The 26,321-nt window shown below is 38.1% G+C and carries 27 protein-coding genes; 13 read left to right on the top strand and 14 right to left on the bottom strand.

Translation table 11 applies throughout. From position 1 onward, the window contains the following. Window positions 1-274 (bottom strand): transposase family protein (locus tag ABP870_RS03010; RefSeq protein ID WP_350014001.1); only part of this gene is annotated, 274 nt, incomplete at its 3' end. A 174-nt stretch (window positions 275-448) separates the two neighbouring features. Here ABP870_RS03010 and tsaB point away from each other — a divergent pair. From tsaB to ABP870_RS02980, 6 genes are all read left to right on the top strand, one after another. After that, window positions 449-1,138 carry a tRNA (adenosine(37)-N6)-threonylcarbamoyltransferase complex dimerization subunit type 1 TsaB gene (gene tsaB, locus ABP870_RS03005; protein ID WP_350014000.1) on the top strand — a complete coding sequence of 230 codons (690 nt, stop codon included), beginning with the start codon at window positions 449-451 and terminating at the stop codon, window positions 1,136-1,138. Then, the gene (gene rimI, locus ABP870_RS03000; RefSeq protein WP_350013999.1) at window positions 1,116-1,553 is read left to right on the top strand and encodes a ribosomal protein S18-alanine N-acetyltransferase; all 438 of its coding nucleotides are present in this window, start codon (window positions 1,116-1,118) and stop codon (window positions 1,551-1,553) included. The genes tsaB and rimI overlap by 23 nt, the downstream gene beginning before the upstream one ends. A gap of 20 nt (window positions 1,554-1,573) precedes the next feature. Beyond that, on the top strand, window positions 1,574-2,587 hold the full coding sequence (tsaD, locus tag ABP870_RS02995; protein WP_350013998.1) for a tRNA (adenosine(37)-N6)-threonylcarbamoyltransferase complex transferase subunit TsaD: 1,014 nt from the start codon (window positions 1,574-1,576) through the stop codon (window positions 2,585-2,587). 88 nt (window positions 2,588-2,675) lie between these two features. Continuing rightward, the gene (locus tag ABP870_RS02990; protein WP_350013997.1) at window positions 2,676-3,374 is read left to right on the top strand and encodes an AzlC family ABC transporter permease; all 699 of its coding nucleotides are present in this window, start codon (window positions 2,676-2,678) and stop codon (window positions 3,372-3,374) included. Continuing rightward, window positions 3,364-3,687, top strand: coding sequence for an AzlD domain-containing protein (locus ABP870_RS02985; protein WP_350013996.1), 324 nt, complete (start codon window positions 3,364-3,366; stop codon window positions 3,685-3,687). The genes ABP870_RS02990 and ABP870_RS02985 overlap by 11 nt, the downstream gene beginning before the upstream one ends. A 39-nt stretch (window positions 3,688-3,726) precedes the next feature. After that, entirely contained in the window at window positions 3,727-4,752 is a 1,026-nt protein-coding gene (locus ABP870_RS02980; protein WP_350013995.1) for a threonine aldolase family protein, read from the top strand. Window positions 4,753-4,885: 133 nt separating this feature from the next. On the opposite strand, the gene rpsN is transcribed toward ABP870_RS02980, so the two are convergent. Next, window positions 4,886-5,155, bottom strand: a complete 270-nt coding sequence (gene rpsN, locus ABP870_RS02975; RefSeq protein WP_350013994.1) for a 30S ribosomal protein S14 — start codon at window positions 5,153-5,155, stop codon at window positions 4,886-4,888. A gap of 93 nt (window positions 5,156-5,248) precedes the next feature. Next, entirely contained in the window at window positions 5,249-6,421 is a 1,173-nt protein-coding gene (locus ABP870_RS02970; RefSeq protein WP_350013993.1) for a BaiN/RdsA family NAD(P)/FAD-dependent oxidoreductase, read from the bottom strand. Window positions 6,422-6,556: 135 nt separating this feature from the next. Between ABP870_RS02970 and ABP870_RS02965 the strand changes: the two genes are divergently transcribed. The 3 genes from ABP870_RS02965 to ABP870_RS02955 all read left to right on the top strand — a co-directional run bounded on the left by ABP870_RS02965 (window position 6,557) and on the right by ABP870_RS02955 (window position 8,598). Then, window positions 6,557-7,099: a DUF536 domain-containing protein gene (locus tag ABP870_RS02965; protein WP_062711549.1), complete on the top strand. Its 543-nt coding sequence runs from the start codon at window positions 6,557-6,559 to the stop codon at window positions 7,097-7,099. A gap of 44 nt (window positions 7,100-7,143) precedes the next feature. After that, window positions 7,144-7,731, top strand: a complete 588-nt coding sequence (locus tag ABP870_RS02960; protein ID WP_350013992.1) for a 3'-5' exonuclease — start codon at window positions 7,144-7,146, stop codon at window positions 7,729-7,731. A gap of 132 nt (window positions 7,732-7,863) precedes the next feature. Further along, window positions 7,864-8,598: a MerR family transcriptional regulator gene (locus ABP870_RS02955; protein ID WP_350013991.1), complete on the top strand. Its 735-nt coding sequence runs from the start codon at window positions 7,864-7,866 to the stop codon at window positions 8,596-8,598. Window positions 8,599-8,636: 38 nt separating this feature from the next. Here ABP870_RS02955 and ABP870_RS02950 read toward each other — a convergent pair whose 3' ends face one another. The 10 genes from ABP870_RS02950 to ABP870_RS02905 all read right to left on the bottom strand — a co-directional run bounded on the left by ABP870_RS02950 (window position 8,637) and on the right by ABP870_RS02905 (window position 16,625). Next, on the bottom strand, window positions 8,637-8,936 hold the full coding sequence (locus tag ABP870_RS02950; RefSeq protein ID WP_115130858.1) for a YbaB/EbfC family nucleoid-associated protein: 300 nt from the start codon (window positions 8,934-8,936) through the stop codon (window positions 8,637-8,639). A 78-nt stretch (window positions 8,937-9,014) separates the two neighbouring features. After that, the gene (locus ABP870_RS02945; protein ID WP_350013990.1) at window positions 9,015-10,166 is read right to left on the bottom strand and encodes a site-specific integrase; all 1,152 of its coding nucleotides are present in this window, start codon (window positions 10,164-10,166) and stop codon (window positions 9,015-9,017) included. Beyond that, window positions 10,163-10,417, bottom strand: coding sequence for a DUF3173 family protein (locus ABP870_RS02940; protein WP_350013989.1), 255 nt, complete (start codon window positions 10,415-10,417; stop codon window positions 10,163-10,165). Before ABP870_RS02940 ends, ABP870_RS02945 begins: the two co-directional genes overlap by 4 nt. Next, a complete protein-coding gene (locus ABP870_RS02935) occupies window positions 10,410-11,006 on the bottom strand; it encodes a replication protein (protein ID WP_350013988.1) in 597 nt (198 codons plus the stop codon). Before ABP870_RS02935 ends, ABP870_RS02940 begins: the two co-directional genes overlap by 8 nt. A 136-nt stretch (window positions 11,007-11,142) precedes the next feature. Then, window positions 11,143-11,754 (bottom strand): hypothetical protein, encoded by a 612-nt coding sequence (locus tag ABP870_RS02930; RefSeq protein ID WP_350013987.1) that lies wholly within the window; start codon window positions 11,752-11,754, stop codon window positions 11,143-11,145. Further along, complete coding sequence (locus ABP870_RS02925; RefSeq protein WP_350013986.1) at window positions 11,754-12,839, bottom strand: helicase HerA domain-containing protein; 1,086 nt, start codon at window positions 12,837-12,839, stop codon at window positions 11,754-11,756. Before ABP870_RS02925 ends, ABP870_RS02930 begins: the two co-directional genes overlap by 1 nt. Next, window positions 12,839-13,159, bottom strand: coding sequence for a hypothetical protein (locus ABP870_RS02920; RefSeq protein ID WP_350014014.1), 321 nt, complete (start codon window positions 13,157-13,159; stop codon window positions 12,839-12,841). Before ABP870_RS02920 ends, ABP870_RS02925 begins: the two co-directional genes overlap by 1 nt. A 1,199-nt stretch (window positions 13,160-14,358) precedes the next feature. Continuing rightward, window positions 14,359-15,123, bottom strand: coding sequence for an ABC transporter permease (locus tag ABP870_RS02915; RefSeq protein ID WP_350013985.1), 765 nt, complete (start codon window positions 15,121-15,123; stop codon window positions 14,359-14,361). Beyond that, complete coding sequence (locus tag ABP870_RS02910) at window positions 15,116-15,859, bottom strand: ABC transporter ATP-binding protein (RefSeq protein WP_350013984.1); 744 nt, start codon at window positions 15,857-15,859, stop codon at window positions 15,116-15,118. The genes ABP870_RS02915 and ABP870_RS02910 overlap by 8 nt, the downstream gene beginning before the upstream one ends. Continuing rightward, window positions 15,840-16,625, bottom strand: a complete 786-nt coding sequence (locus ABP870_RS02905; RefSeq protein WP_350013983.1) for a HesA/MoeB/ThiF family protein — start codon at window positions 16,623-16,625, stop codon at window positions 15,840-15,842. Before ABP870_RS02905 ends, ABP870_RS02910 begins: the two co-directional genes overlap by 20 nt. Window positions 16,626-16,861: 236 nt before the next feature. On the opposite strand from ABP870_RS02905, the gene ABP870_RS02900 reads away from it, so the two are divergent. From ABP870_RS02900 to ABP870_RS02885, 4 genes are all read left to right on the top strand, one after another. Next, window positions 16,862-17,566 carry an ArsR/SmtB family transcription factor gene (locus ABP870_RS02900; protein ID WP_350013982.1) on the top strand — a complete coding sequence of 235 codons (705 nt, stop codon included), beginning with the start codon at window positions 16,862-16,864 and terminating at the stop codon, window positions 17,564-17,566. A gap of 177 nt (window positions 17,567-17,743) precedes the next feature. Further along, window positions 17,744-19,573 (top strand): ImmA/IrrE family metallo-endopeptidase, encoded by a 1,830-nt coding sequence (locus ABP870_RS02895; RefSeq protein ID WP_350013981.1) that lies wholly within the window; start codon window positions 17,744-17,746, stop codon window positions 19,571-19,573. 841 nt (window positions 19,574-20,414) lie between these two features. After that, window positions 20,415-22,076 carry a peptide ABC transporter substrate-binding protein gene (locus ABP870_RS02890; protein WP_350013980.1) on the top strand — a complete coding sequence of 554 codons (1,662 nt, stop codon included), beginning with the start codon at window positions 20,415-20,417 and terminating at the stop codon, window positions 22,074-22,076. A gap of 690 nt (window positions 22,077-22,766) precedes the next feature. Then, window positions 22,767-23,936 (top strand): cation:proton antiporter, encoded by a 1,170-nt coding sequence (locus tag ABP870_RS02885; RefSeq protein ID WP_350013979.1) that lies wholly within the window; start codon window positions 22,767-22,769, stop codon window positions 23,934-23,936. Between the two features lie 54 nt (window positions 23,937-23,990). Here the strand turns inward: ABP870_RS02885 and ABP870_RS02880 are convergent, their stop codons facing one another. Beyond that, window positions 23,991-26,261, bottom strand: coding sequence for a Xaa-Pro dipeptidyl-peptidase (locus ABP870_RS02880; RefSeq protein WP_350013978.1), 2,271 nt, complete (start codon window positions 26,259-26,261; stop codon window positions 23,991-23,993). Window positions 26,262-26,321: the final 60 nt, after the last annotated feature.

Genomic DNA, 26,321 nt, shown 5'->3' with positions numbered 1-26,321 from the left:
ACCACATCTGCGTCACTTCTACTAGAACTTGAGGATCTAGGGTGGCAAAGACACGTTGTAGCGTATCGTGAGACGGAACCCCATTTTCTAACTCCAACACAGTTCGCAAGGAAGACTCATAGGCATTCCCAAACTCCTCGATTTCGTCCCAATATTCTGCACCTGATAGGCGTGCGAAGAAAATAAGCAATACAATATCTGATAAGCGGTGTTTAATTTTCCATGCTTCTCTGTCATCGCGAACATCTATCAAGAAATCTAGTATCTCATTCATAACAAAATCCTCCACTATCTTTAGTATAGCAAAGGGGTCAAACTTATTTTATGAAACTGTTATCTGAAAACGATGGTTTCTTCATGCGTTTGTCGTGACGAGAAAACTTTCCAGAACTAGGCTATTTACAAATGTGATATAATAAAGGAATAGTTAAACAAGAAGGAAGTTCTCATGAAAGTTTTAGCATTTGATACCTCAAACCAAACTTTGGCAGTAGCGCTTTTAGACGGTGAACAATTACAAGCAGAGACGTGTCTCACCGTTAAGAAAAATCATAGCATCAGTTTGATGCCAGTGATTGATTTTCTCATGCAACAAGTTGGTTGGCAACCTGCTGATTTGGATCGTATTGCAGTGGCGCAGGGACCGGGTTCCTATACGGGTCTTCGTGTGGCGGTAGCAACAGCTAAAACCCTGGCTTATAGCCTCAAAATTGAGTTGGTAGGCGTGTCTAGTTTACAGGCTTTAGCCTTACCAGTGGCTTCATCTGCTGTGTTAGTGCCACTCATAGATGCACGGCGTCAGCATGCTTACGTTGGTTTTTATCAAGGTGGACAAGCTATTGCAGAGGATCATTATGCCAGTATTGATGAAATTATCGAACAGGCTAAATCCTATGATCACGTTTGTTTCGTTGGAGAAGTTGATGCTTTTGTGGAGACGATTGCGACGGATTTCCCGGAGGCTACTTATGAAACTAGTCTTCCATCAGCTTATGAGATTGGAAAATTAGCCTTGAGTTTGCCTAGTGCTGATGTTGATGCTTTCTTGCCCAATTACTTAAAGAAGGTAGAAGCGGAAGAAATTTGGTTAAAAAACAATCAAGCGGGTAAGAGAGATGACTATATCAAGCGGGTCTAACCTCTCAAAAAATCAGCTCATTGAGGGGATATTTAAGATCCTAGAGGATGTTTATGGTCAGTCACCCTGGTCTAGGCAGCAGATTCTGGCTGATTATAATCAAAACAATACAGATTATTTTTTTCTATCTGAGGATGATCAGATTGTTGGTTTTTTGGCTCTTCAAGGGCTTTTTGGAGAGATGGAGTTAACCAATATTGCTGTGTTGCCAGCTTATCAGGGTAGAGGATTATCCAAACAATTAATGGCAAACTTGGAAGCCATAGATGAACCTATTTTTTTGGAAGTTAGAACGTCTAATATAAAAGCTCAACATCTTTATCAGCAATTTGGCTTTAAGAAGGTAGGTTATCGAAAGAATTATTATCATCGTCCCATAGAAGATGCTGTATTGATGAAACGAGAAGCAAGGTAGTGTTAGGAGAAGGAGTTAACATGTCTGATCGCTATATTTTAGCCATTGAGAGTTCTTGTGATGAGACTAGTGTGGCTGTTCTAAAAAATGAATCAGAATTATTGAGTAATATTATTGCTAGTCAAGTAGAGAGTCATAAGCGTTTTGGAGGTGTGGTTCCAGAGGTAGCCAGTCGTCACCATGTCGAAGTGATTACGACCTGTATTGAGGATGCTTTAGTGGAAGCCGGGGTTACAGCTAAGGACTTATCGGCAGTAGCAGTGACATATGGACCTGGTCTCGTAGGAGCCTTACTCGTTGGTCTCTCTGCTGCGAAAGCCTTTGCCTGGGCGCATGGATTGCCTTTGATTCCAGTTAATCATATGGCTGGGCATCTAATGGCTGCGCGTGAACAAAAGGAGTTGACCTATCCGCTGATGGCACTTTTAGTATCAGGCGGACATACGGAACTTGTCTATGTTTCTGAGCCTGGTCAGTATCATATTGTTGGTGAAACCCGTGATGACGCGGTTGGTGAGGCATATGACAAGGTTGGGCGTGTCATGGGCTTGACTTATCCAGCTGGACGTGAAATTGACCAACTAGCTCATCAGGGACAAGACGTGTATGATTTCCCAAGAGCTATGATAAAGGAAGACAATTTGGAGTTTTCATTCTCTGGTTTGAAGTCTGCCTTTATCAATCTACATCACAATGCAGCTCAAAAAGGAGAAGACTTGATCTTGGAAGATCTATGTGCCTCTTTTCAAGCCTCTGTCATGGATGTCCTTTTAGCCAAAACGAAAAAGGCTTTGAACATGTATCCTGTTAAAACCTTAGTCGTTGCTGGTGGTGTTGCCGCCAATGCGGGCTTACGTGAACGCTTGTCTGAAGAAATAAAAGATATTGATGTCATCATTCCTCCATTGCGCCTTTGTGGAGATAATGCTGGAATGATTGCCTTTGCTGCGGCAGTTGAATATGAGTTAAACCGCACTGCTGGGCTTGATTTAAATGCCAAACCCAGCCTAGCCTTTCCAGCTTACGAAGCTTAGGACCTATCAACACAGCTTGAGTTCAAGTTGTGTTTTTGTTATAATTAACAAATATTCTGAAAATTAAAGATGGGGATGAAGGAGGCTTATGGATAAAAGAGAATTTCTTAGAGGGGCAAAAGCCTCTTTGCCAACGGCGGTTGGATATGTCTCTATTGGCCTTGCTTGTGGTGTTGTCGGTTCTAGTAGTGGGTTGACTACTTGGGAAATGGGATTGATGAGTCTTTTTATTTATGCAGGGTCATCACAATTTGCCTTTGCTGCACTAGCTTTAGCCGATGCTAGTTTGTTTTCTTTAACGATTACAATTTTTTTAATCAATTTGCGTCACCTTTTGATGAGTCTGCATGTGACAACCATCTTTAAAAAAGTTTCTTTGATTCAAGGCATTGGAATCGGGACCTTGCTAACAGATGAAAGTTACGGTGTTTTGTTAAGTGAGCAGGTTCGTCGGAAGGATATTTCAACGTCTTGGATGCATGGTAATAATATTATTGCTTATTTAAGCTGGGTTTTGTCAGTTGTCTTTGGAACGCTTGTTGGTTCTTATATTCCAGATCCTGTGTCACTAGGCTTAGACTTTGCTTTAGTAGCCATGTTTGTATCTATTTTTGCGAGTCAGCTGACGGGGATGCTGCATTGGTTAGGGGGTCAGAAGATAGCGATGATTTTAGGTGCTGTTGCAGTATCGTATTTGCTTTTGACCATTATTCTTTCAGACTCAATGGCTGTTTTAGCGGCGACCTTAGTGGGATGTGAAGTGGGGGTGAGAATGGATGACAACTAAGACCATTTTATTGGGGATATTCCTTGGGGCATTAGTCACCTGGATTCCTAGAATCTTCCCGTTTATTTTGACAAAGTATAAAGGACTTCCAGAACCGCTGATTCGTTTCCTTAATTACCTACCGATTAGCATTATTTTTGCCTTGACCCTATCTAGTTTAGTTAAGGGACAAAGAGGCCATTTGCCACAATTCAACTGGTTGGACCTATTAGCGGTGATACCGACTTTTTGGGTGGCGACTAAGCGCCAAAATATTTTGCTGTCGGTTTTGACAGGGGTTGTCACCATAGCTGTGTTACGCTTGGTATTCTAAGAGAATTTTAGTACAATTTTGGTAAGAAAAGAGGTGCCTATGTTACATTTTGAAAATGATTATAATGGAGGGGTTCATCCAAAACTTTTAAGGGCTATTGTCGATACTAATGAAGTCAATCAAGCAGGCTATGGCTTTGATGATTACACAGACCAAGCTATAAAAAACATTCGCCAGGCTATTGATTGCCCCCATGCTCAAGTACAATTTTTAGCGGGTGGCACTCAAACCAACCAAGTAGCGATTGCGAGTTTATTGAAATCTTACGAAGGTGTGATTTCAGCAGATACGGGACACATTGCGACGCATGAAGCAGGAGCTATCGAATTTGTCGGACATAAGGTCATCACATTACCACATCAAAATGGGAAACTCTCTGCAAAAGTCGTATCAGATTATTTGGTGGATTTTTACAATGATGATACCTTTGAGCATATGGTCTTTCCGGGGATGGTTTATGTCACTCATCCAACTGAGTATGGCACACTGTATAGCAAGGAAGAATTGACAGCTTTAGCGTCAGTCTGTCACCAATATGATATTCCGCTTTTCCTCGATGGTGCCCGTCTTGGATATGGACTGGCTGCTCAGGATACTGATGTTACTCTGAAAGATATTGCTGAACTTTGTGATGTTTTTTACATCGGTGGTACGAAACTTGGCGCCCTAATTGGGGAAGCCTTGATTTATACGAAGACTAATATGCCTAAGCATTTTTCAGCTATGGTGAAACAGCACGGTGCACTCTTAGCTAAAGGACGTTTGGTTGGTCTTCAGTTTGAACAATTCTTCACAGATGACTTATACCTGAAGATAGGTCAACAAGCTTTACACTTTGCTGAGCAATTAAAAACAATTCTCAAAGAAAAAGGCTATCGCTTTTATTTGGAAAGTCCAACCAATCAACAGTTCGTTATTATCGAAAATAAAAGGTTAAAAGAACTACAAGAAAAAGTAGTTGTGAGCCTCTGGGAAAAATATGATGAGCATCATACTGTGGTTCGTTTCGTAACAAGCTGGTCAACGAAGCAAGAAGATATGGATGCCTTAAAAGCGATCCTATAAGGTACTCAAAAAGGTGTCGATGACTAGCCCGACACCTTTTTGGTGATAAAAACTTTATAATATACTAGGATGATAGGGTTAATAGCTACATCAAAGGGAAAAATGCAGTTAGCAACTTATCATCGACTGATAACTACCAGCTGGCTTTTTTAACACCTGGAAGTTGTCCTTTGTGAGCTAATTGACGGAAGTTAATCCGACTGACACCAAATTTACGCATATAAGCATGTGGACGACCATCGATTTTATCACGATTTTTCAAACGGTTTGGGTTTGAATCGCGAGGTAATTTACGAAGAGACTCATAATCACCTTTTGCTTTTAACTCACGACGTAAGTCAGCGTATTGTTCAATTAATTGTAATTGTTTTTCGTAACGAGCTATTTTAGATTTTTTTGCCATATTGACCTCCTGCGATTTTACTTAACTGGTTAACTATTAAAGTTTATCAAAAAATAAAAAAAGTAGCAAGGAAAACTTGTTACTTTTTAGCGCTTAATAATGAAGGGCACCAGCTACCCAGCCAGAACAAAGGGCAGAAGTGATATTAAAGCCGCCCGTGTGGGCATTGATGTCTAATACTTCACCAGCAAAGTGCAGCCCAGGAACTTTCTTACTTTCAAGAGTTTTAGGATTGATTTCTTTCAGATCGACTCCTCCTTTAGTCACAAAGGACTTGGTTAGATTCATCTTACCAGTGACAGGAATCTGGGTTGTCTTGAGTTTGTCCACTAAACGCTCGGTTTGTTTAGGATCCATTTGTTTGATTTTTTCGGGAAATCCTTCTGAGAAAAATTCAGCTAGACGTTCAGGAATAAGGGGTTTGAGACCATTTTTGATCGACTTGTTACGATTTTCTGTGAGATACTGGTTGATATCTTCTCTCGTCATTTTTGGGAGCACATCCAGTGAGAGGATTTCGCCACCACGAACAAAAGAAGACATGCGCAAGGCAGCAGGTCCAGACAGACCAAAGTGGGTGAAGAGCAAATCATGGGTAATGACATGCTTGTCATAAGAGAGAGTGATGTCATCGAGGGAAATGCCCTGTAAGGGTTTATGCGGAAAATCTGTCAAAAGGGGGCTCTCAGCGGCCTCAATGTCGGTAACTTCCAATTTGAAATGGCGAGCGATATCGTGTCCAAAACCAGTCGAACCAGTCGAAGGATAGGCTTTTCCTCCGGTAGTCACAATCAATTGGTCACAAGTGAATTCGGTATCGATAGATTTGACAATGAAAACAGAATCATTTTTTTTAACCGAAACGACTTCAAACTGAGTTTTGATTTGGCCCCCTAGTTCTAGAATTTTATTTTCCAAAGCTTGGATAATGGTACGTGATTTGTCCGTAGTAGGAAACATGCGTCCGTGATCTTCTTCTTTTAGTTTGACGCCGTTATTTTCAAAGAAAGCGATGATGTCATAGTTGTCAAACTGGGAGAAGACGCTATAAAGAAAACGTCCGTTGCCAGGGATACCTGCTATGAGATCCTCAAGTGTTCCGCTATTGGTGACATTACAACGGCCACCTCCTGTGCCAGCTAATTTTTTACCAAGACGACGATTCTTTTCGAGTAAGAGAGCTTTTTTACCGTGAAAGGCGCTAGAGATGGTCGCCATCATACCAGCAGGCCCCCCGCCAATAATAATAGTATCAAAATGTGTCATACTCTTATTTTAGCACAATTTTAGAGTGAAAATAGTAAGGGATGATTTTGTAAAGCGCCTAGTCAAGGATAAATTGACATCAAAAAGCCTTTGTGTTACTATTTTTATAAGAAAAATCAGTAAAAAGAGGGTAAGATGGCTATTGAAAAGACTGTCAGTGAATTAGCTGAAATTTTAGGCGTTAGTCGTCAAGCGGTTAACAATCGTATTAAGACACTTCCTGAAGAAGACATCGAAAAAAATGAAAAAGGGGTTACGGTTGTCAATCGCAAGGGACTTATTAAATTGGAGGAAATCTACAAAAAGACCATTTTTGAAGATGATCCTATTGACGAAGAAACAAAGCAACGCGAGGTTTTAGAGCTTCTGGTTGATGAGAAGAATTCTGAAATCACCCGTCTTTATGAGCAGTTGAAGGCTAAAGATGCTCAGATTGCTGCTAAAGATGAACAAATGCGGGTCAAGGATGTTCAGATTGCTGAAAAAGACAAACAAATCGATCAGCAACAGCAATTAACTCTAACAGCTATGCAGGATAAAGAAACCTTAAAGTTAGAATTGGAAGAAGCTAAAGAAGAGGCTAATCAAGCTCGAACGGAAGCGCAAGAAATTCAAGAAAAACATGAAGAAGCTGTCAAAAAAGGGCTGTTTACTCGCATGTTTAAAAAAAATAGATAACCTGACCCGTAAGGGTCTTTTTTAGAAGAAGAGGAAGACAAATAATGGAAAATTTAAACCAATATGTGGCATTTGATTTAGAATTTAACACAGTAAACGAGGTCAGTCATATCATTCAACTATCAGCGGTCAAGTTTGTCAATCATGAGGAAGTTGACCATTTTGATAGCTATGTCTATAGTGATGTTCCTTTGCAAAGTTTTATCAATGGCTTGACAGGGATTACAGCTGATAAAATCACTCAGGCGCCTAAGCTAGACAAGGTACTGGCTGATTTTTCAGCTTTTGTTGATGGATTTTCTCTTGTTGGTTACAATGCCCACAAGTCGGATTTACCGATTTTAGCTGAAAATGGTCTGGATTTATCGGATCATTATGCAGTTGATCTTTATGATGAAGCCTTTGACCGTCGCAGTACGGACCTTAACGGGATTGTTAACTTACGTTTACAGACGGTGGCTGATTTTCTGGGTATTTCTGGTAAGGGGCATGATAGTCTTGAAGACGCTAGAATGACAGCACGTGTTTATGAAGCCTTTTATGAGTTGGACAGCAACAAGTCTTATTTATCAGAGCAAAAAGAAAGTCATGGTGACAATCCGTTTGCTGCTTTAGGTGGCTTTTTTGATTAATGGCTCTGCTATTTTTAAAAAAAGATAAAAATCACCTTAGGTTAGGTCTTGTTTGTGACCTTGGGTGATATGGTAAGCTACAGAAGAACAGAGTTTGGAAGCTTTGTATCTTACCATAAAGGAGGTGGAGAGATGTCTGTAACCTACACAACAGGGGAAATGGCTAAACTGGCAGGGGTTTCCATTCGGACCATTCAATATTACGATCAACGTGGTATCTTGACACCAAGTGACTTAACAGAAGGTGGTCGCAGACGCTATTCTGATAAGGATTTAGAGCAGCTCAAATGGATATGTTTTTTGAGAGAACTCGACTTCTCACTGAAAGCTATCCAAGATATTTTGGCAGAAGACCATTCAGAACAAGTTCTACAATTACTATTAGAAAGTCATATCATTGAATTGAGGCAAGAAATTGACCAAAAGCAGCTTAAACTTGACACTGCTGTCAACCTACTTGACAAGCTAGAACGGCAAGAAGATTACTCTGTTGCAAGTTTACAAGATATGTCGATCATCATGAAAAATAAAACATTACATCGCAAGCTTCAATTGAAAATGTTGGCTACAATGTTTACATTTGTCATAGGATTGCTTGCTAGCATTTGGTTGACTAAGCAATTTCCACAGTTAGAGTGGCTAAAAGTATTGGCTGCAATGGTTGGGGTGATTTATGTCTTAGGTCTTATTTGGGCGACCTATTACTTTTATAAACAATTAGTGTATCTCTGTCCAAATTGTCATCAGACTTTTCAACCTAATTATTGGGAATTTGCCAAGGCACCGCACACACCTAAGACTAGGAAATTAACCTGTCCTCATTGTCAGGTTAAATCGTCGTGTTTGGAATTAGCCAAAGAAGACTAGAAAAAGCCTTTTCCATATGAGAAGGCTTTTTGTTAGCATTAGAATGGTAATTTATTGGCGAAAGCTCCCATTGTTTTTTGGGTAGCAGCATCGATTTGACTAAGGGCATCGTTGATAGCTTGTGTAGTCATGTCTTGAAGTGTTTCCACATCTTCAGGATCAACCACAGCTTCAGCGAAAGTAATATTGGTTAATTTTTTATCGCCTGAGAATTCAACGACAACCAAGTCTTGAGCTGATTTACCAGTGAACGTGGTAGCGGCAAGCTCCTCTTGTTTTTTCTCCATTTGCTTTTGGAGTTTCTGCGCTTGTTTCATCATATTTTGCATATTCATCATAAGATTTTCTAGATTCCTTTCGTATCAAGGGTTTAGACCCTTTTGGTTTTGAAATGGTGTCCAATCGTGACCACTTTTTTAAAAGTAATCAAATGCGTTGGCAACCTCTTTTTGTTGTGATGGGAAAAGATGCGAGTAAACATTGATTGTTGTATTGATGGATGAATGTCCCAAACGCTTCATGAGAGTGAAGAAGATATAATCTTTTCCTTCTCCGCTCCGTAGACCTTGACTGATTAAGAAAGCAGCGTGTGAGTGTCTGAAGTCATGATTACGAATCATCTCGATATTCTCAGGTAAACGTTTCTTCAGTTTTGTCTTGAAATTGGTGACATTGGCAGAAGTTAGGATTTCAGGAGAGTTTTGAAAGATTTGAAGACTTTCAAGGTCATCTGTGAACTCTGAAAGGAGTTCGCCCTGTTGTTCTTTCCATAGTCTCAACTCTTCAGCAAATGAAGAATGAATGTAAATCCGTCTTCGTGATTGAGTTGTTTTCACTGTTCCAATATGAACTTGATTATTACGATAATAGGCACTATACACAATATCGATATAATTCTCGTCAAGATTCACTTTGTTCCAAGTGAGAGCTAAAGCTTCTCCAAGCCGAACACCTGTAAACATTAATACCCGATAGAGTAGCTGAAATCTATATTCATCTTTGGTGAAACAACTATCAAAGATTTTAAACTGTTCAGGTGTATAATAGGACATATCCTTGTGTTGCTCAGGCAAACGTTTAAGTCCATTACACGGGTTATCACTTCTGAATCGTTTAGCGATTGCCACTTCAAACAACTTATGGATAAAAATCATTTGTTGATTGATATGACTGTTTGACAAAGTTCCACCTTTTACGCTTGGTGTCTGAATTAGCCAGTCACGATATTCTTTAACATCATTGATAGTAACTAGTTTCATATCAGCATAAGCGAAAAATTTAGAAACATACTGGGTATAGTAGGATTCTTGTGTATCGACTGTTCCTCTTTTATTTCCCCTTAGTTCATCTTCTCGGCGAACAAGTGAATAGAGGTATGCGATACTCAGTCGGTCTTTGGGTTTAACTTGATGAAGTTGCTTGATTTTATAATCAGCTTCGTACTGCTCAGCTTCTTTGCGAGTCCTGAATCCTTTTTTACGGTGACGGATGCGGTTGCCTGTTAAGTGACTATAGCCATCACTAATATCTACGAGCCATTTTCCGTTTTTTAGTTTTGTAACTGTCATTGCTGTTCTCCTGTATCATGTAGATCAGCATTTTGAAGTACATCATAAATTATACCATTTTTTCTAGATATCTGAAAGCCGAGAATGTCTTCGATAGTTTTGATAGGGACACGTCCGACACGCTTGTTATCATACCAAGAGAACCCACTTGAAACTAAATTAGCTTTGGCTTCTCGAATCAACTTCTTACATTGACTTTGAGAGTAACCTGTTAATGCCATCAGGTCGTTTTTGTCTACAATATCAATCATTCGCATCACCTTTCTTTGTTTGATTACGTTGTGGGTTGCATCGACGTGAATCAAGATATTTGGCGAAGAAGTAGGTGCGTTCAATAATAAGCCCAAGTAGTGGTGTATGTTTTGCACGAGCGTACCAAACCAATTCTTCAAATTCAGTGAAGTCATTTTGTTCGATGATGTCCACGACTTCGTGCATAAACTCATCTGAGTTCATCTCTACAAGAAACTTATCAAGGTTGAAGCCACAACCCACCTCAATGTCATTCACATCATACTGGGTTTTGTCTTTATTTTCAGCGTGAGTGAAGTAATCGAAGAGACCCTTAGGAGATTGGACAACCTCCACATGGGCAGGACCATTCAATTTATCCTTGATTAACTCAGATACTTGCTTGTAGCTCTTGAGTGAATCAAAGAAGAATGCTCCATGTTTGTGAGCTTTTTTCAGTTCTCCTGTTTGTCGATTGATGTCTTTGTCGTGCCAAGGGCTCAGAATGAAGGGGATGTGTAATTCTTCAAGTACCTCAAGATAGTCAGCAGGGGCACTCTCTTTGTAGAAAAGGAATGTCCACTTGCTTGAGCGTTGCTCTTTGGTCATATATTTACATGCCTTTCTGGTTTTTGATTACTGATTATTGGATAATTGGGGGGGTCGTAGTAACCCCAATTATCTTGGTCAATGGAAAAGAGGGAGCTATTTGGCTACTGCTTAACGCAAGCCATAGCTCCCTCTTTTACCGTCTTTTACCAACTAACCATAGGTTGTTACGAACCCGATTAGGGGCTGAGAAGTAGTAGTCAGAGTGCTGGCTAGAAACTTCTTCTTTGAGTTGGGAAATCATGTCACCCAAGACTTTTTGCCCCTGCTGGTCTCTAGTAACCTTGATGAAGACTTTGACTTCATCTTTTTGGATGTCTACTACGCTCTTATGAGCACAGCGGTTAAAACTGCTATTGATTGGGTTATAGGTGGTAATAGTTTGGTTGTCAATGGTAGTGACCTTCTCCGACTTTTCTCGTTGTGTTAGGAAGGTACGGAGCTTGAAGGTGTGGTAGATAGATTGAAAATAGTTGAGTAAACTATCAAATCGTACTCGATTCACAATTTCAAGCGCAACTGATGCAAGCAAAGTAGCAAGTAAGTAGGTCATAGCCATATAAGAGTAGTGGCTACCCATAGCTAGATAGACGTTGACTTGTGAGAGATTAAGGCTAATGGGAAGAGTGAGGTCAACTGTACCTGCTAGAAAGGCTAATGACCATCCAAGGAATCCTGTTAAAAGTGAAAACAGGATTAAGTAGATATTGAGGTTATAAGTCCTCATAAAGAATGATTTCTTCATCATTAGTGAATACCCTCCGTAGTATAGTAAGTAGGACAAAGTAAGGGGAGTACCTGATAAGGATGTTCATTGTCAATTACCTGAATCAAGCCTGTACCGTGTCCAATAGGAATGACGATGCCTTCAGGGTCGAGATCGGGAAACAAAAATTGAGTTGTTTTCTTGTTGATATTTCCAATCTGGATGAGAACATTGAGTTGTTCACGCACAGAAATCGGGATAGTCGTGTGGTCAAAGCGTTGACTGACCAAAAGCAAGTGAATCTTAGTAGCTCGTCCAAGTAGAGCGATTTGTGACAAGAGGGAGAAGAAAGAATCCTTGATGGTCTTATTAACTCCTTCAGAAAGTGCGAGAACCTCATCCATGACAATGGTTAGATGTGTGAACTCATGACGTGGATTATTATATAGAATTGCCTGCCGTTGTTGAATCAGATTCAAGCACTGACTCAAACGCTCATTGACCTCTGATACAAAGTCAGATTTAGAGCGATTTTCTACAGGATGGATGACCGCAATTTGATGTTCACGAGCCCAACGACTGGGAGAATCAAATTTTGGGTCAATGATAATCAAATCTGACTGATTTTTAAGAACAGAAAGTAGGTAGGTGAGAGCATAGCTTTTACCTGAACCGCTGTTTCCACAGATAGCCATATGATTGACCTTATCAAGATTTAGAGCAAAATTTTCCATAATTGGAATCTGATTCTTTGGTAAGTCGCTAGTGTACTTGTCAAGGTCAGAAATAACCAAGCGTTTCGAGATACCCACTTTCCATGGAAAGAAGAGTCCACGCTGAACATGAATATCATTAGTCTTTAGAGGGACAAAGTAGGTGGCATTCTGTTTCAGTAAAGTGTAGTGTGGGTAGAGTGAAGCGTTAGCAATCAAGAAGATTTTATTGTAAAGCTCATCATCAAGGATATAGGCGCAAGGAAGCCTAGGAATGAAGATGAAGCCATCCTCTTGAATCACAATATTGAAGCTATTTGTATAACTTGTCTCACCCTGCATCAGAGCTCCAAGAGCCATGTTCAGGCTCTGGAGCAGGTAAGATTGTAGGACGGTATCTGCTTTAGTTGCCATTATTTGACCTCCTTGATACCATCAGCTTTGAAGTAGACATTGTAGCGCACTTCGACAGCTTGAAGGTTATCGAACTGAACCAAGCTCAAAAAGTCAGGGAGTTTGACCTTGTCTTCAAACTTGACTTGGAAGGGTTCCAGTCCTTCCTGAATGAAAGTTGCCTTGTATGCAATGATTTCACCTGTTGGCTTCCCATCCTCAAAGAGTTGCTGGGGTTCTAATTCGGTGCTCAGGCTGTGAATTGGCTTTGTAGGACTCACATATTCCGTTGCAGTTGTGGCAGAGTAGCCACCTTTCCTGTGTTTGGTTTTAATTGCCATATCATTTACCTCCGTATGGGTCTTGAAATGCGTTGCAGTAATTTGCTCAGTTTGAGTCATGAGATGGACTGTCTTAGCTAAGTACATTCTCATTGTAATCCTGATTGAGGTGCAAATATATAACTTGGTAAGCCACTATCATGAAGCTTGCTATGACGAGATTTTTAGATGATTTTCTATGAAATTAAGCCCTGAAATACCCTGAAAAATGACTTGCTGGGCCATTTTTTCTTTCAGGAATATTAAATTTTTTCTAAAGTCTTTCGTGATATACTAGCACAGTAAAGAATCCATTTGGCGAGGAGATTTGGAACATGCTACTATTAGCAACAAGCAACAATAAGGTAGTTTTCTACCTCTTTTCGGCGTACATGAAAACATCCTCTTTTTTGAGAAAGGGAGTGTTTGTAATGTTACAGGACTTTAACGAGGATCTTCGCAAGAACGAGAAGGAAAAAGCTATTGCTTATGTATAAGAGCTTCTGAAATAAGGTCTTGAAGAAGAAATATGCAGATGCAATTGATGTTATCTATATTGAACCGCCTTATAATACGGGATGTAAAGATTTTAAATATTATGATATATTCGGGGATAAGAAAGATTTTTTTTTTGCATTCTAGATGGTTAAGCTTCATGGAAAGAAAATTAAAGATTGCAATAGATTTGCTTTCTTCTGGGGAGTTATATTCATTTCTATTGGGTGCTGACGAAAATGCAACCCTTAAGCTTCTGATGGATGACATTTTCAGAGAATAATTATTTAAGAAAACAAAGCAAGCTGGAAGTGCAAGTGGTGGTGGAGAAGACAAAGAGTTAAAGAAAAATATTGAGTATTTTTAGTCTACACAAAATTTACTGATACAGCGCCTGTAAGGTATATAAGATAACCAAAATTAGTAAATTGATTGACTCATACAAACAAAATGGGTAAATTGAAAGTATACTTCAGTTATTATTGATAGAGGAGAAAAAATATATTGCGATTCCTACAGTTTGAAAAGCAATACAAGCAACAGAACTTCCTCAATCAGTGAAAGATGAGCTCTATTTTGGAAATGATAGATAGTAGCGAACGTCAGTTGAGGTGGTGGGAAGCAAATAAAAATGGAAGCATTCTAAGAGCAACCAGTGAAAACTAGCTACAAAATGATTTAAATAACATAAAAACGACTTAGTATCATAAGTCGTTTATTGATGCTCATTTATAATATTTTTTGTAAATAACGAAAATAGGGATAAAATAAAATATTACTGTACAGCCAATTAACCAAAGTAGGTGTTGAGGTGCCATAGTAAAATCCTTTAGCCAAATAGCTCTTACAATATTTGTAGCATGATACAATGGCGAAATCCATGTCAGTTTTTGAAAAGATTCTGGAATAGAATCAATTGGGAAAAAGGTATCTGAAAACATATATAATGGTCTAATGATTAGTGTATTGTAATAATTCAGAAACTCTCTGGAAGGAGCAAGATAAGTAAATGTTAAACCAATAAGTCCAAAAACTAGACCAATCAAAAAGAGAAGAGGAATAATAAGCAACATGTAAAGGTTAAATGTCTGACTTATGAAAACAGAAACAATCCAAAATATACCGCCAAAAATAACAGCTCTAGCTCCAGACCAAATAGCCTGACCAACTACAATGTCTTGTAAATTAATTGGTGTCATCAACATAGCATCATAAGTCTTTTCAATTTTGTATTGAATAAAAGCATTTACTGTCGCCTCTGATGTAGAAGCAGTCATTGCAGTAGCTCCAATTAGCCCTGTGATAACAAAAGTAGTATAAGTCATTCCATTAATATTAGTTAAATAAGAACCTACACCAAATCCCATTGCCAATAGATAAAATAGAGGGTCAATTAAATTAGGAACTATAGCAATTTTAAACAAGGATTTAAAACTCATATAGTTTCTAACAACAACATAATAAATTGATTTAAACGAAACTTTAAACACTTTCTCCCCCTTTACTTGAGCTAGTCAATTTAAGAAATAGTTCTTCAATATCCTTTTCATGATACTTATTTAACAAACTATTAATTGTTCCCTCATCTTTTATTACTCCTGAATCAATGATAGCTATTCTATCAGCAAGAAATTCAATTTCATTCATATAATGAGAAGTAATAATTATAGATACTCCCTGTTGTTTTAACACCTCTAACTTATTCCAGATTATATTACGAGATTGAATATCAAGTCCAACAGTCGGTTCATCTAATATGATTATTTCAGGATTATTGATTAAAGCTCGTGCAAGGACAACTCGTCTCCTCATACCTCCTGATAACTCACCAACCATTTTATTAGCATGGTTATCAAGTTGGACAAACTCTAAGAGTTCCTTGGTTCGATTCTTTAGTTCTTTAGAATCTATACCATAACAAATACCATGAGCAATCAAATTTTCAAATACGGTTAATGTAGTATCAAGCATATCCTCTTGTGCCACAATGCCTAATTTTGATTTTCCCCTATCACTTAAAGATTTAATATTTTTTTCCAATATATACACGTCACCACTTGTTATTTTATTAGCTGAGTAAATCATCTTTAAGGTCGTCGTTTTACCAGCACCATTAATACCTAAAATACCTAAACATTCACCTGATGTTACAGTAAAGTTTATATCCTTAACAGCCCTATAGTTTCCATAATTTTTTGACAAACTATCAACTCTTAGCGTTTTCATATTTTTCTAAATCCTTTCCACATACTGGACAATTATCGTATTTATGTAAGTTAGTAAACTTTTGCTCAAATGTCAAGAAATCAATGCTAAACGCCTTATTATACGTTAGAAGCTTATCATTACCCCAAAATACATATCGCATAATTTCGGTAGCAATAAAATATCCATGAAACAAACAAGATGCTCCTAAAGCTCCATTAGGTGTTCTATACATTGATAGCTCTTTTTCTGTCCGAATATTTCTGATAGCTTTTAATTCTTCTTCATATTCAGGAATTTTTTCAATATCATTCATATACTGACAGTAGAAACAAGCTGATTGATGGGGAATAATGGAATAAACTCGGCCATTCTTTTTACCAACTAAAGCAGAAAAACATACTTTATTATGCTTTACACAGGCTTGATTTACCCAAAAATCAATATAACCAGTCGGATAATCGGCAATATTTACAACAATATCACAATTAGTATCGATGATTAATTTTTCGACATCTTCAGCTGAAGAAATTTCTTGTGTTATTGTTGTAAAGTCAACATTAGGATTAAACTTATTAATAAAACTCTTTGCCGCCTTTGTTTTTAGTTCACCAATATCATCACTATTATATAAAACCTGTCTATTTAAATTACTTCTTTCAACTTTATCAAAATCAACAGCTGTTATCTTACCAATACCAAGTTCAGATAACGAAAGACAAATATTTGAACCGATACCACCTAAACCTAATAATAAAACATGGGTATTTTTTATAGGTATCTCCAAATAGGAAAATACCCCAAGCTGGAATTAGCGTCCTTCAACAACTGTTGCTGGAGTAGCAATTTTTTTGACTGACATACCAGTTACCTCCATAAATTATTCACAATAATATAAAGAATTCTGTTTAGAATATTGTTGTAATTATCTGAATAATCACTCTTTATTTACTGTGTGAATAAATTATATTATAATAATTAATAGAAATTCATCGATATATGGAATTTCAGGAAGGTTTTTTTATGAATTCACCAAACGTTACAACTATTTTACGGCTTTTATCCGATAAATCTAGAGTCACTATTTTAGATATTTTAATGGATGGTCGTGCTTATACTGTGAATGAAATTACATCTTTTACAAAATTAAAGCAGCATACTGTCAGCTACCATCTAAAATTACTAACAGAAGCTAACCTTACTACTGTTACAAAATATGGCAAATTTAGATACTACTCTATTTCAGATACTATAACACCTGAGCTGTTTGAAATTTTAAGCAACTACTCACCACTTGAACCTACAAAAAGCTATAATCAGCATTTTGCAAAAAAAGAGTTAAAACAAGCTAGAACTTGTTATGACCATCTCGCTGGAGAATTGGGAGTTAAAATCAAAGATTTTCTTACTTCTGAAAATATTATTGCAGCAAACAAAAGCGATAGTAATAATTATATTGTAACCACATCAGGTGAAGTATTTCTTAAAGAAAAACTCAATATTAATGTTACTGATTTAAGAAATAAAAAACGAAAATTCTGTATTAATTGCTTAGACTGGAGTGAACGGAAAAATCACATTGCAGGATCGTTGGCAAAAGCAATTCTAGATTTCTTAATAAATAATAAATACATAATACGTAATTCTGGGTCAAGAGCAATCAAAATTACTGATAAAGGAAAAATATTTTTCAAAGAGAATTGGCATATAACTCTTTCTGATAACTAAAACATTACGGATTTTTGTTGCGAAGCATAAATTCCTTTAAAATATATAGATAATACCCATGGTGCTTTTGTTCGCGATATTGCAGCCTCTCTCTTCGCTATTTGAATAAAGTGAATGGAAAGATAATGTTGCAGGCTGGTGTTCAATTGACTAGTTATTTGAATTTTAGGAGGGAACTTGATTTCTTTTAGCAAATATATTGAGAAAACATTTTATAATGAAATTTATGAAGCAAGCGAGCAATTTTTTAATGAGCATCTTGAGGATTTAGGTATCACTTATGATTATGATGAAGTAGAAGTTACGGATGTTGATTTCAAGTATGTTTATGCAGGTCACCGTGGAGACGGTGGGATTGACATCGATATTTTGACGGATGTCTATGCGATGGTGACTGAACGTACCAATCATTATGAAAATACAATCGACAAGAATCGCTGGCTTCGTGTATCCTGTATTGGGGAACCTGATATAGGAATCAAGAATTTTAGAGTAGTAAAAGTTGAGAGCTACGAGAAGGGGACAAATAGCACCTTTAAACATCCTCTATCTGATAAACTCGTTCCTTTTATTTGGAAAGATGACTTGGATAAGGTTGCAGAAGTCATTCTAAAAAAATATGTTCCTAATGTCTTGTTAACTCCTACTAGGGTTGAGCCTGAACATATTTTGCAGCAAATGGGACTTCAATTAAAGTATGAAAAAATTACAGAAGATACTTCCATTTTGGGACAAATCTATTTTCAGGATAATTTTGAAAAGGGAGTTTCGGCAGGGACAGTTGTTATTGATGAAAAATTACCTCAAATAAGGAATTTAGGAGTTGTTAGGAATACAATCATTCATGAGTGTGTTCACTGGGAATTGCACCGCTATGCTTTGGCGTTGGTACGAGCTGAGGAGATTAATCTCTCAGTTCTTTCTACAACTAATGGCATAAAAGATGAAAATGTTTCTGACATGATTGACTGGATGGAATGGCACGCAGAATCCATTGCACCAAAAATCCTGATGCCCAAAGAGATGTTTATTCAGGAAGCAAGGATTAGACAGCAACGACTGCTTGAATTGAGTCAGACCCAAGATATCCTTGATATTATTGAGAAGTTGATTGATGAACTAGCTCAGTTCTTCGGAGTGTCACGCTTATCTGCTAAAATTCGTTTGGCAGAATGTGGTTTTGAAGAAGTCAAAGGTGCATTTATTTATGTAGCTGACAGCTATGTCCCGACACATACATGGAAAAAGGGATATTTAGAAGATAATCAAACTTTTTCAGTAAATCTAATTCAGCTCGGTCTTCAATTATTATCTCAGCCAAACTTGAAAGAGTGTATTGAGAAAGGTGAGTTACTTTATGTTGAGTCTCACCTCTGTATCAACGATGCCACGTACATTTCATATGATATTGCAGGAAATCCATTTTTAACACCATATGCACGGCATCACATGGATGAATGCTGTGTCGTGTTTGATATTTCCTCAAGTACTCGAACTGGTCGTTTAACTTCTTTAGCCTTATTACTCAATCGTGATGCAGATTCTGATATTCAATTTACTATCAGTTATCCAAAGGATAAAAATGAATGGATTGAACAAATTGATGTTCACATCGATGATACGATTGAAATCATGTCTAAGCTCAATGGAATGAGCAGCTTTGCTCCTGCATTGGTAGAAGTGATGAAATGGCGTGATGTGAGAAATCAGGAATTGGCTGATGGAACCAATCTTGGTTTGAAGGCAATTTCTAATCTTCGAAATGACAAAGCTAAACCAAAACTTGAAAGTGTCATTGCGATCTGTGTAGGAATGAAGTTGCCACCGATGGTCAGTAAAAAACTAGTTGAGTTATCGGGAAATATGCTAAGAGCAGGGAATCCGAAAGATACACTCTATGAGTTTATTCTGTGTGGAGCAGCAAGTTTAGATGTAAATATGTGTAATACACTGTTAGTTAAACAAGGTTTTAAAGAATTAGTTACTGATAGAAGTGAATTGAAATAATAGTAGTAGTGTAATATTGGAAAGGAGTTATCGTATATGGAGACAGAAAGCAAATATTGGCAAACTTTTATTAAGGATGTGGTGGATAATTCTGAATCTAACAGCTGGGAATCAGCGGTTACTGAATAGTAAGATACTACACCCTATTGGCAGTTCCTGTATCAAGAAATTTGAACGTGATGAGTTGAAAATTGGTATTATATTTATATGAAGTTGGAGCATTCAATAGGAAAAGGCAGGTTTCACCATACCTGCCTTTTGAATTCCTCTGCTCAATCTAATAGGCTGAGCTAGATAGTAGAGGAATAAGAATATTTAGTTTGTACTCCAAAATGCTAGTGTGTGCGTGTCCAAAAAGTGACCACCTTTGAAAAAAATAGTACATTTTGTAAGATTTATTGAAATCTAAAATTCTATTGAATCAATGTTTTGAACGATTACAAGACTTAAAAAATCGTGGAACAAGTCTTGCATATTCATCATAAGATTTTCTAGATTCCTTTCGTATCAAGGGGTTAGCCCTTGTTTCTTTTAGAGCTGTTTCCACTATAACTAGGTAGGGTTTAGCGGATGTCTAACTGTTATTATATCATGTTTGTAGTTTAGTTCAAAATTGTTATAAACTGCATCGAAATGTTTTATTATGCAACTACCAATTGATATAATCAACTTATATGCAACGATATGTTTTTTTGGATTTTTAAATATAAAATAAAACTAAAATTCAGAAAATTATCAAAAAGTATTCCTTTTTAACAAAAGTTGTGTTAAACTAGCTAACATATTAATTTTTAGAAAATTTTGTCTCTTCATCAAGAGATAAAAGGTAGGAGAGATGCGTATGGCCCTTTTTAAGAGACCAATTTGGAAACGTTTAGGATATGGTGCAGTAGCCTTTGCCTCTGCTGCTATTTTGGTAGCTTGTGGTAATGATGGTTCTTCTAAGTCTTCTGATGAGTCAAGAAATACGATCAATTGGTATATCCCGACGGATATTTCGACGCTAGATATTTCCAAAAATACAGATCAATACTCAAATGTAGCTATTGGAAACTCAGGGGGTAACTTATTACGCTTAGACGGAAAAAATGGGACTCGTCCTGATTTAGCCAAAACCGTTGACGTTTCTGAAGATGGCTTGACTTACACAGCGACACTTCGTGATGGGCTTAAATGGTCAGACGGTAGTGAGTTAACTGCAGAAGACTTTGTCTACTCATGGCAACGTATCGTTGATCCTAAAACAGCCTCAGAGTATGCCTATTTAGCCGTTGAGGCTCACTTAGAGAATGCGGATAAGATTAACAGCGGAGAGGAAAAAGATCTCAACAAACTTGGTGTCAAAGCAGACGGCAATAAGGTCATCTTCACTCTGACCAATCCAGCACCGCAATTTATAAACTACCTTGCTTTTTCTAACTTCTTACCACAGAAACAATCATTTGTAGAAGAAGCTGGTGAGAATTATGCCACTACATCAAAAGATATGCTTTATTCTGGACCTTACAAAGTTGAAGGGTGGAACGGCTCAAATGGTGGTTTCAAGCTAGTTAAAAACAAAGCATACTGGGATGCCAAAAATGTTGAAACGCAAACGGTCAATGTTGATGTTATCAAGAAACCAGACACTGCTGTACAAATGTATAAACAAGGCGATTTAGACTTCGCTGACATCTCAGGAACCTCAGCTATCTACAATGCCAATAAGAAAAATAAAGATGTCGTTGATGTACCATCTGCGCGTACAACTTACATTGTTTACAACCAAACTGGCGATGTTAAACCATTGATGAATGATAAGGTTCGTCAAGCACTTAACCTTGCGACTGACCGTGAGGGGGTTGTCGAAGCCGCTGTTGATACAGGGTCAATTCCAGCGACAGCTCTTGCACCGACTGGACTTCAAACCTTAGAAAATGGAGAAGACTTAACGGATTTTGTAGCACCTGGTTATCAATACAATGCCAAAGAAGCAACGAAACTCTTCAAAGAAGGCTTAAAAGAACTTGGCCAAGATTCTTTAACATTGACAGTGACAGCTGATTCAGATTCACCAGCGACTAAAAATGCTGTTGACTACCTCAAGAGTACGTGGGAAGAAGCCCTTCCTGGATTGACCGTTGAAGAAAAATTTGTGACCTTCAAACAACGTTTGGAAGACACAAAGAACCAAAACTTTGAAGTCGCTCTTGTTTCATGGGGAGGTGATTACCCAGAAGGTTCAACTTTCTATGGACTCTTCACTTCGGATGCGGCCTACAATTATGGTAAATTCTCAAGTGCTGATTATGATAAGGCCTACCAATCAGCCATCACTGAAAATGCTATGTCCCCGGAAAAAGCTGCCGAAAACTATAAAGCTGCCGAGAAAGCTTTGTATGATAAAGCCCTTTACAATCCGATTTACTACCTCAACTCACAAGGCTTACAAAATCCAGACGTGAAAGAATTGGTCCGCAATTCAACCGGACTAACAGTAGATTTTGTTCACGCGCACAAATAAAATTTAAAAAACGTTAGATTGAAAAATCTAGCGTTTTTTAAGTCAATTAGCAGCAGCTAGTTGTCAGTAGGAAAATGATTAACAATTGGATGGGAGAAATAAGAAATCCTGTTAGGCTTCCTAGTAGCTGCCTGTATAGAAAGGGATCATTGCTGACCAGATGAAAAGTCGTCTGGCTAGTATTATGGTTTTAATATAGCGAATGGAAATAGAAACAGTACAACTCGGATATAAGATTGATATGAGCTCTTGACTAGATTTTCGTAAAATAGCTCCGAAAAGGATTACCTAATTGTTTTACTTTTCTTGAAGTCCTGTTATCCTGTTGCTATTTCAATCGACGACACGGCTGAGTTTTAATCAGTCTTTTAGGTTAGGAGAATGTCAGATGATGTTAAATCGCTCTAAGTCCTGTGAGGATTGGTTTTTTAAGCGATGTCAGCTACATGAACCTATGTCAAAAAAGTCGATTCTGCTGATTTAGGTTAACTTTTTATTTATTTCTGTTATTATGGAGTAGTGAGCGTTTTGCTGGAACTTGTGATATAGTGATGGTAAAGGTAACTGATGGGGCGAGCGATTGCTGTCTAGAAGAAAGCTTTTGGAGTCTTGTCCATTTTTGTTCTCTTTGCTATTGTAGCGTCGCAGTGAAACCTATCAAGAAATTTATTGACAGAAAGGGAAGTTTTAATGCATGCATTATTAGAAATTGTTATTATCTTAGTAGCTAGCTTGTTCGCGAGAGCTATTTCCTCACGCTTGAATATCCCTGGCGTTGTTGGACAACTGTTGATTGGTATCATTATTGGTCCGCCTATTTTAGGATGGGTTCATGATGGTGAAATTCTTCACTTCTTATCAGAGCTTGGCGTTATTCTGCTTATGTTTATGGCTGGTTTAGGAGCTGATTTTAGCTTGTTGAAAAAGCACCTCAAACCTAGCTTTCTGGTGGCTATTACGGGAGTTATCGTTCCTCTGTTGGTTTTTTATTTTCTAACACAAGCGATGCAATTCAATGTGAGTCAATCTATTTTTTACGGTTTAGTCTTTGCAGCAACAAGTATTTCCATCACTGTTGAAGTTCTTCAAGAGTATGACAAGCTATCTACGGATGTTGGCGCCATTATTATCGGTGCAGCCGTTGCAGATGACCTCATCGCAGTTTTGCTGCTTAGTTTCTTCGTATCGTCACTAGGATCAGCAGAGCATATCGGCCTTAAATTGATAGCACAATTATTGTTCTTTGTTTTCTTATGGTTGGCTATCAAGGTTCTAATCCCTTGGGAGATAAAACGTTTGGAAGTGATTGCATCTAAGAATCTTATGTTTTATATGGCTTTGATTCTTTGTTTTTCACTGTCTTGGTTAGCTGAGCAGGTAGGGATGAGTGCTATTGTCGGGGCATTCTTTGCAGGCTTGGCTATTGGTCAGACAGATCAAGGTCATTCTGTGATGAGACGTGTCACGTCATTTGGTTACAGTTTCTTCATCCCAATTTTCTTTGCCTCCATCGCTTTCCCTTTGAGATTTACTGGATTGCTGGAACACTTACCAATGATTATAGGTTTCACCGCTCTAGTTGTTTTAACAAAGCTAATTCCTGGTTATATTGTAGGCCGTGGCTTCAAGTTTTCTAAATTGGAATCCCTAACTATTGGTGGGGGGATGGTTAGTCGAGGCGAGATGGCTTTGATTATTATTGGTGTGGGGCAAGCTGCGCATATTATTGGTAATAGAGTTTATTCAGAGCTGGTCATCATTACCATTGCTTCTACCATTATTGCCCCCTTTATTTTGAAGTATTCATTTAGAAGTTCTAAGGATTCCCAAAAAAGGTTGAATTCGCCAGATAGCTATTAAACAATTTAAAAATCCCTAGCACTATAAGGTGTTAGGGATTTTTGAATGGAGTGCTTAATCACAGGGAATAACGATCTGAGACTGTTCAAGATCAACAGTTAATTGATAATCCGAATTATCTCGGATAGTGTGTTCAAAATCGGTTGTGTACAAAATAATCTGCAACTTAGCACCAGCCTTGATGGCGTAGATACTTGGTTGAAGTTCTAGTGAGAAATTCATCCACTCATCAGGAGTAATGTCTTCAACTGTCAGTAGGTCATGACGATTTTGAAGATTGATGTGTCCTTTAGTGACGACACGGGATGTGGCTTCTTTAAAAGGTAATTCCTTAAGAGCCTCCATTTGGAAGAATCGACCGTTATCAACACTGTTGCCGCTAGGGACGGGGATAGCTTGGAGGTATTTCTGGGTTCCTACTTCAAGGATTTGAGCGGAAAGAAGGCCTCTGTCAGTGCTTGATTTAAGCTTGAGTTCAAGTTTGATGCGACCGTTGATGCGTAGAGATTTTGGAAGGTCTAAATCAATGGTTACTGCATTTGCTTTGTTGCTAAATAAATCCGTTTTAAAGCTATTAAAGTCTTTTCCATAACGAGAAAAATCGTCGTCATGGTAACGGTTGTCAATGGTTTTCAAATCGGAACCTAATGGATAGCGTCGATAATCAGCACTGCCAAAGCTATCAAGTTCTTGCCAAGTTTGGTCACTTGTATTGTCTTGCCAAATCACAGCTGGTAGGTCAAAATGATTTTCTTGTCCTAAAATAACCTGACTCAAGAGAGCATTCATACTTTCTCTAAAGTCTATGGATTGCCAAGCATTCATATAAACGTGGGCACCATGGTGGAGAAAGAGATGTTTTGACACTGTTTCAGGAAGAGCGTTGAACATATTGTAAACATTGATTGGTTTGACGTTCCAGTCTTGAGTACCATGGGTAAAGACCATATGTGCTTTGACCTTATCGGCGTGTACTAAGTAGTTACGATCATGCCAAAATTGATTATAATCGCCTGTTTCTCGAGAAATAGCAGCGCTTTGTTCCTTGAGTTGTTCTTGATACTTAGTATTTTGACGGAGGTAATCTCCAGCAGAAAGATTGCGAGAGTAGGTAAATTCAGTCAAGGTGTCTAGGTCTTCACCAGGATAGCCACCAGGACTGGTAACAAGGCCGTTTTCTCGATAATAGTTGTACCATGATGAGATACCAGCTTCAGCAATGACTACTTCAAGTCCTTCAACGCCTGTCGTCGCCAGAGCATTGGACATAGTTCCCAGATAAGAGAGACCAGTTGTGGCCACCTTGCCAGTCGCCCAAGTAGCTTTAATACTACGCTTACGATCGTGACTTGTAAAAGCACGAGCACGTCCATTCAACCAATCAATGACTGATTGGTAGGCTTGAACTTGGTGATAATCACCTGTTGTCATAAAACCGTCAGATTGGATGGTACCAATACCTGATACGTAAATGTTGGCAAAGCCACGCGCGAGCATGTAATCGTTGAGTGTGTAACTATTTGGATAAAGGAAAGTTTCTTCTGTTTTTTGGACTTCATCGACCGTGTTATCCGATGCTAAAATAGTAATCTCTCGAGTTTCGACAGAAATGTTACCAGCCTCTTTTTTAAGGAGTTCACCTTCCATTTTGTGGGTTAATTTATCGCTGGCTGGCTCATTGACTCCTTGATGATAGGGACTAGCTGTCATCATGGTAGGCAATGTTAGGTCAGTTTTTGGCCTGATGATAGAGACTTTAACAAGATCCACCTGTCCGTCCTTATCAGTATCAACGCCAGCCTCTACATAGACCACTTCACGAATGACATCAGTAGTATCAAAGCTTGCCAAACTCTTACCATTGAAATACCTGTACTGATTAGTTATGGGAATAAGATGTTGAGCAACAAGGCTCTCGATTAAGGTATTACCCGATTTAGTACGAGTGGCTAATAGATGATGTAGTGGCAAGATGCTGTCTTCAAATACCACTGGAAAAGCGATTTCCTTGATAAATTGCTCAGTATTTGTAAAGTCAACGTTTGGAATGAATCCTAGTAGCTGAAGGGCTATGGTATTAAAATGCGTTTGAGTTAAGTCGTCATCTGATTGGAAGAAAGTGAGTAAGTCCGTTTCAAAATCTGAAATCAATAACGATAAGGCATAATTGGTATCTTGATACTGTAATGACAGGATATGACGCACAAAAGTTTCAAGGTTTTGTTTGAGATTAGCTTGGCTCGAGACTGCAAATCCGAGATCACACAGTTCTTCAAGGGCTATTTCAGGAGAAGTAGGTATATAGCTATATTGATTATATTTCATAAAAAGAGCTCCTTTAAGTAAACGTTTTAATTGTTAAGATTACCTTTACTTTATTCATTA

It is taken from the genome of Streptococcus jiangjianxini (assembly GCF_040225085.1).
GTDB classification, from domain to species: domain Bacteria; phylum Bacillota; class Bacilli; order Lactobacillales; family Streptococcaceae; genus Streptococcus; species Streptococcus jiangjianxini.
Note: the sequence above shows the minus strand (reverse complement) of the source record. Positions and strands in the feature narration are given on the sequence as shown.

Bases quoted from the DNA above. Each gene is read 5' to 3' on its own strand.
- ABP870_RS02985 (WP_350013996.1), top strand. From the start codon at position 3,364: ATGACAACTAAGACCATTTTATTGGGGATATTCCTTGGGGCATTAGTC.
- ABP870_RS02945 (WP_350013990.1), bottom strand. From the start codon at position 10,166: ATGACAGTTACAAAACTAAAAAACGGAAAATGGCTCGTAGATATTAGT.
- ABP870_RS02965 (WP_062711549.1), top strand. From the start codon at position 6,557: ATGGCTATTGAAAAGACTGTCAGTGAATTAGCTGAAATTTTAGGCGTT.
- ABP870_RS02935 (WP_350013988.1), bottom strand. From the start codon at position 11,006: ATGACCAAAGAGCAACGCTCAAGCAAGTGGACATTCCTTTTCTACAAA.
- ABP870_RS02910 (WP_350013984.1), bottom strand. From the start codon at position 15,859: ATGAAAACGCTAAGAGTTGATAGTTTGTCAAAAAATTATGGAAACTAT.
- ABP870_RS02960 (WP_350013992.1), top strand. From the start codon at position 7,144: ATGGAAAATTTAAACCAATATGTGGCATTTGATTTAGAATTTAACACA.
- ABP870_RS02980 (WP_350013995.1), top strand. From the start codon at position 3,727: ATGTTACATTTTGAAAATGATTATAATGGAGGGGTTCATCCAAAACTT.
- ABP870_RS02955 (WP_350013991.1), top strand. From the start codon at position 7,864: ATGTCTGTAACCTACACAACAGGGGAAATGGCTAAACTGGCAGGGGTT.
- rimI (WP_350013999.1), top strand. From the start codon at position 1,116: ATGACTATATCAAGCGGGTCTAACCTCTCAAAAAATCAGCTCATTGAG.
- ABP870_RS02940 (WP_350013989.1), bottom strand. From the start codon at position 10,417: ATGATTGATATTGTAGACAAAAACGACCTGATGGCATTAACAGGTTAC.
- tsaD (WP_350013998.1), top strand. From the start codon at position 1,574: ATGTCTGATCGCTATATTTTAGCCATTGAGAGTTCTTGTGATGAGACT.
- ABP870_RS02900 (WP_350013982.1), top strand. From the start codon at position 16,862: ATGAATTCACCAAACGTTACAACTATTTTACGGCTTTTATCCGATAAA.
- rpsN (WP_350013994.1), bottom strand. From the start codon at position 5,155: ATGGCAAAAAAATCTAAAATAGCTCGTTACGAAAAACAATTACAATTA.
- ABP870_RS02990 (WP_350013997.1), top strand. From the start codon at position 2,676: ATGGATAAAAGAGAATTTCTTAGAGGGGCAAAAGCCTCTTTGCCAACG.
- ABP870_RS02885 (WP_350013979.1), top strand. From the start codon at position 22,767: ATGCATGCATTATTAGAAATTGTTATTATCTTAGTAGCTAGCTTGTTC.
- ABP870_RS02950 (WP_115130858.1), bottom strand. From the start codon at position 8,936: ATGATGAATATGCAAAATATGATGAAACAAGCGCAGAAACTCCAAAAG.
- ABP870_RS02970 (WP_350013993.1), bottom strand. From the start codon at position 6,421: ATGACACATTTTGATACTATTATTATTGGCGGGGGGCCTGCTGGTATG.
- ABP870_RS02880 (WP_350013978.1), bottom strand. From the start codon at position 26,261: ATGAAATATAATCAATATAGCTATATACCTACTTCTCCTGAAATAGCC.
- ABP870_RS02920 (WP_350014014.1), bottom strand. From the start codon at position 13,159: ATGGCAATTAAAACCAAACACAGGAAAGGTGGCTACTCTGCCACAACT.
- tsaB (WP_350014000.1), top strand. From the start codon at position 449: ATGAAAGTTTTAGCATTTGATACCTCAAACCAAACTTTGGCAGTAGCG.
- ABP870_RS02925 (WP_350013986.1), bottom strand. From the start codon at position 12,839: ATGGCAACTAAAGCAGATACCGTCCTACAATCTTACCTGCTCCAGAGC.
- ABP870_RS02930 (WP_350013987.1), bottom strand. From the start codon at position 11,754: ATGATGAAGAAATCATTCTTTATGAGGACTTATAACCTCAATATCTAC.
- ABP870_RS02890 (WP_350013980.1), top strand. From the start codon at position 20,415: ATGGCCCTTTTTAAGAGACCAATTTGGAAACGTTTAGGATATGGTGCA.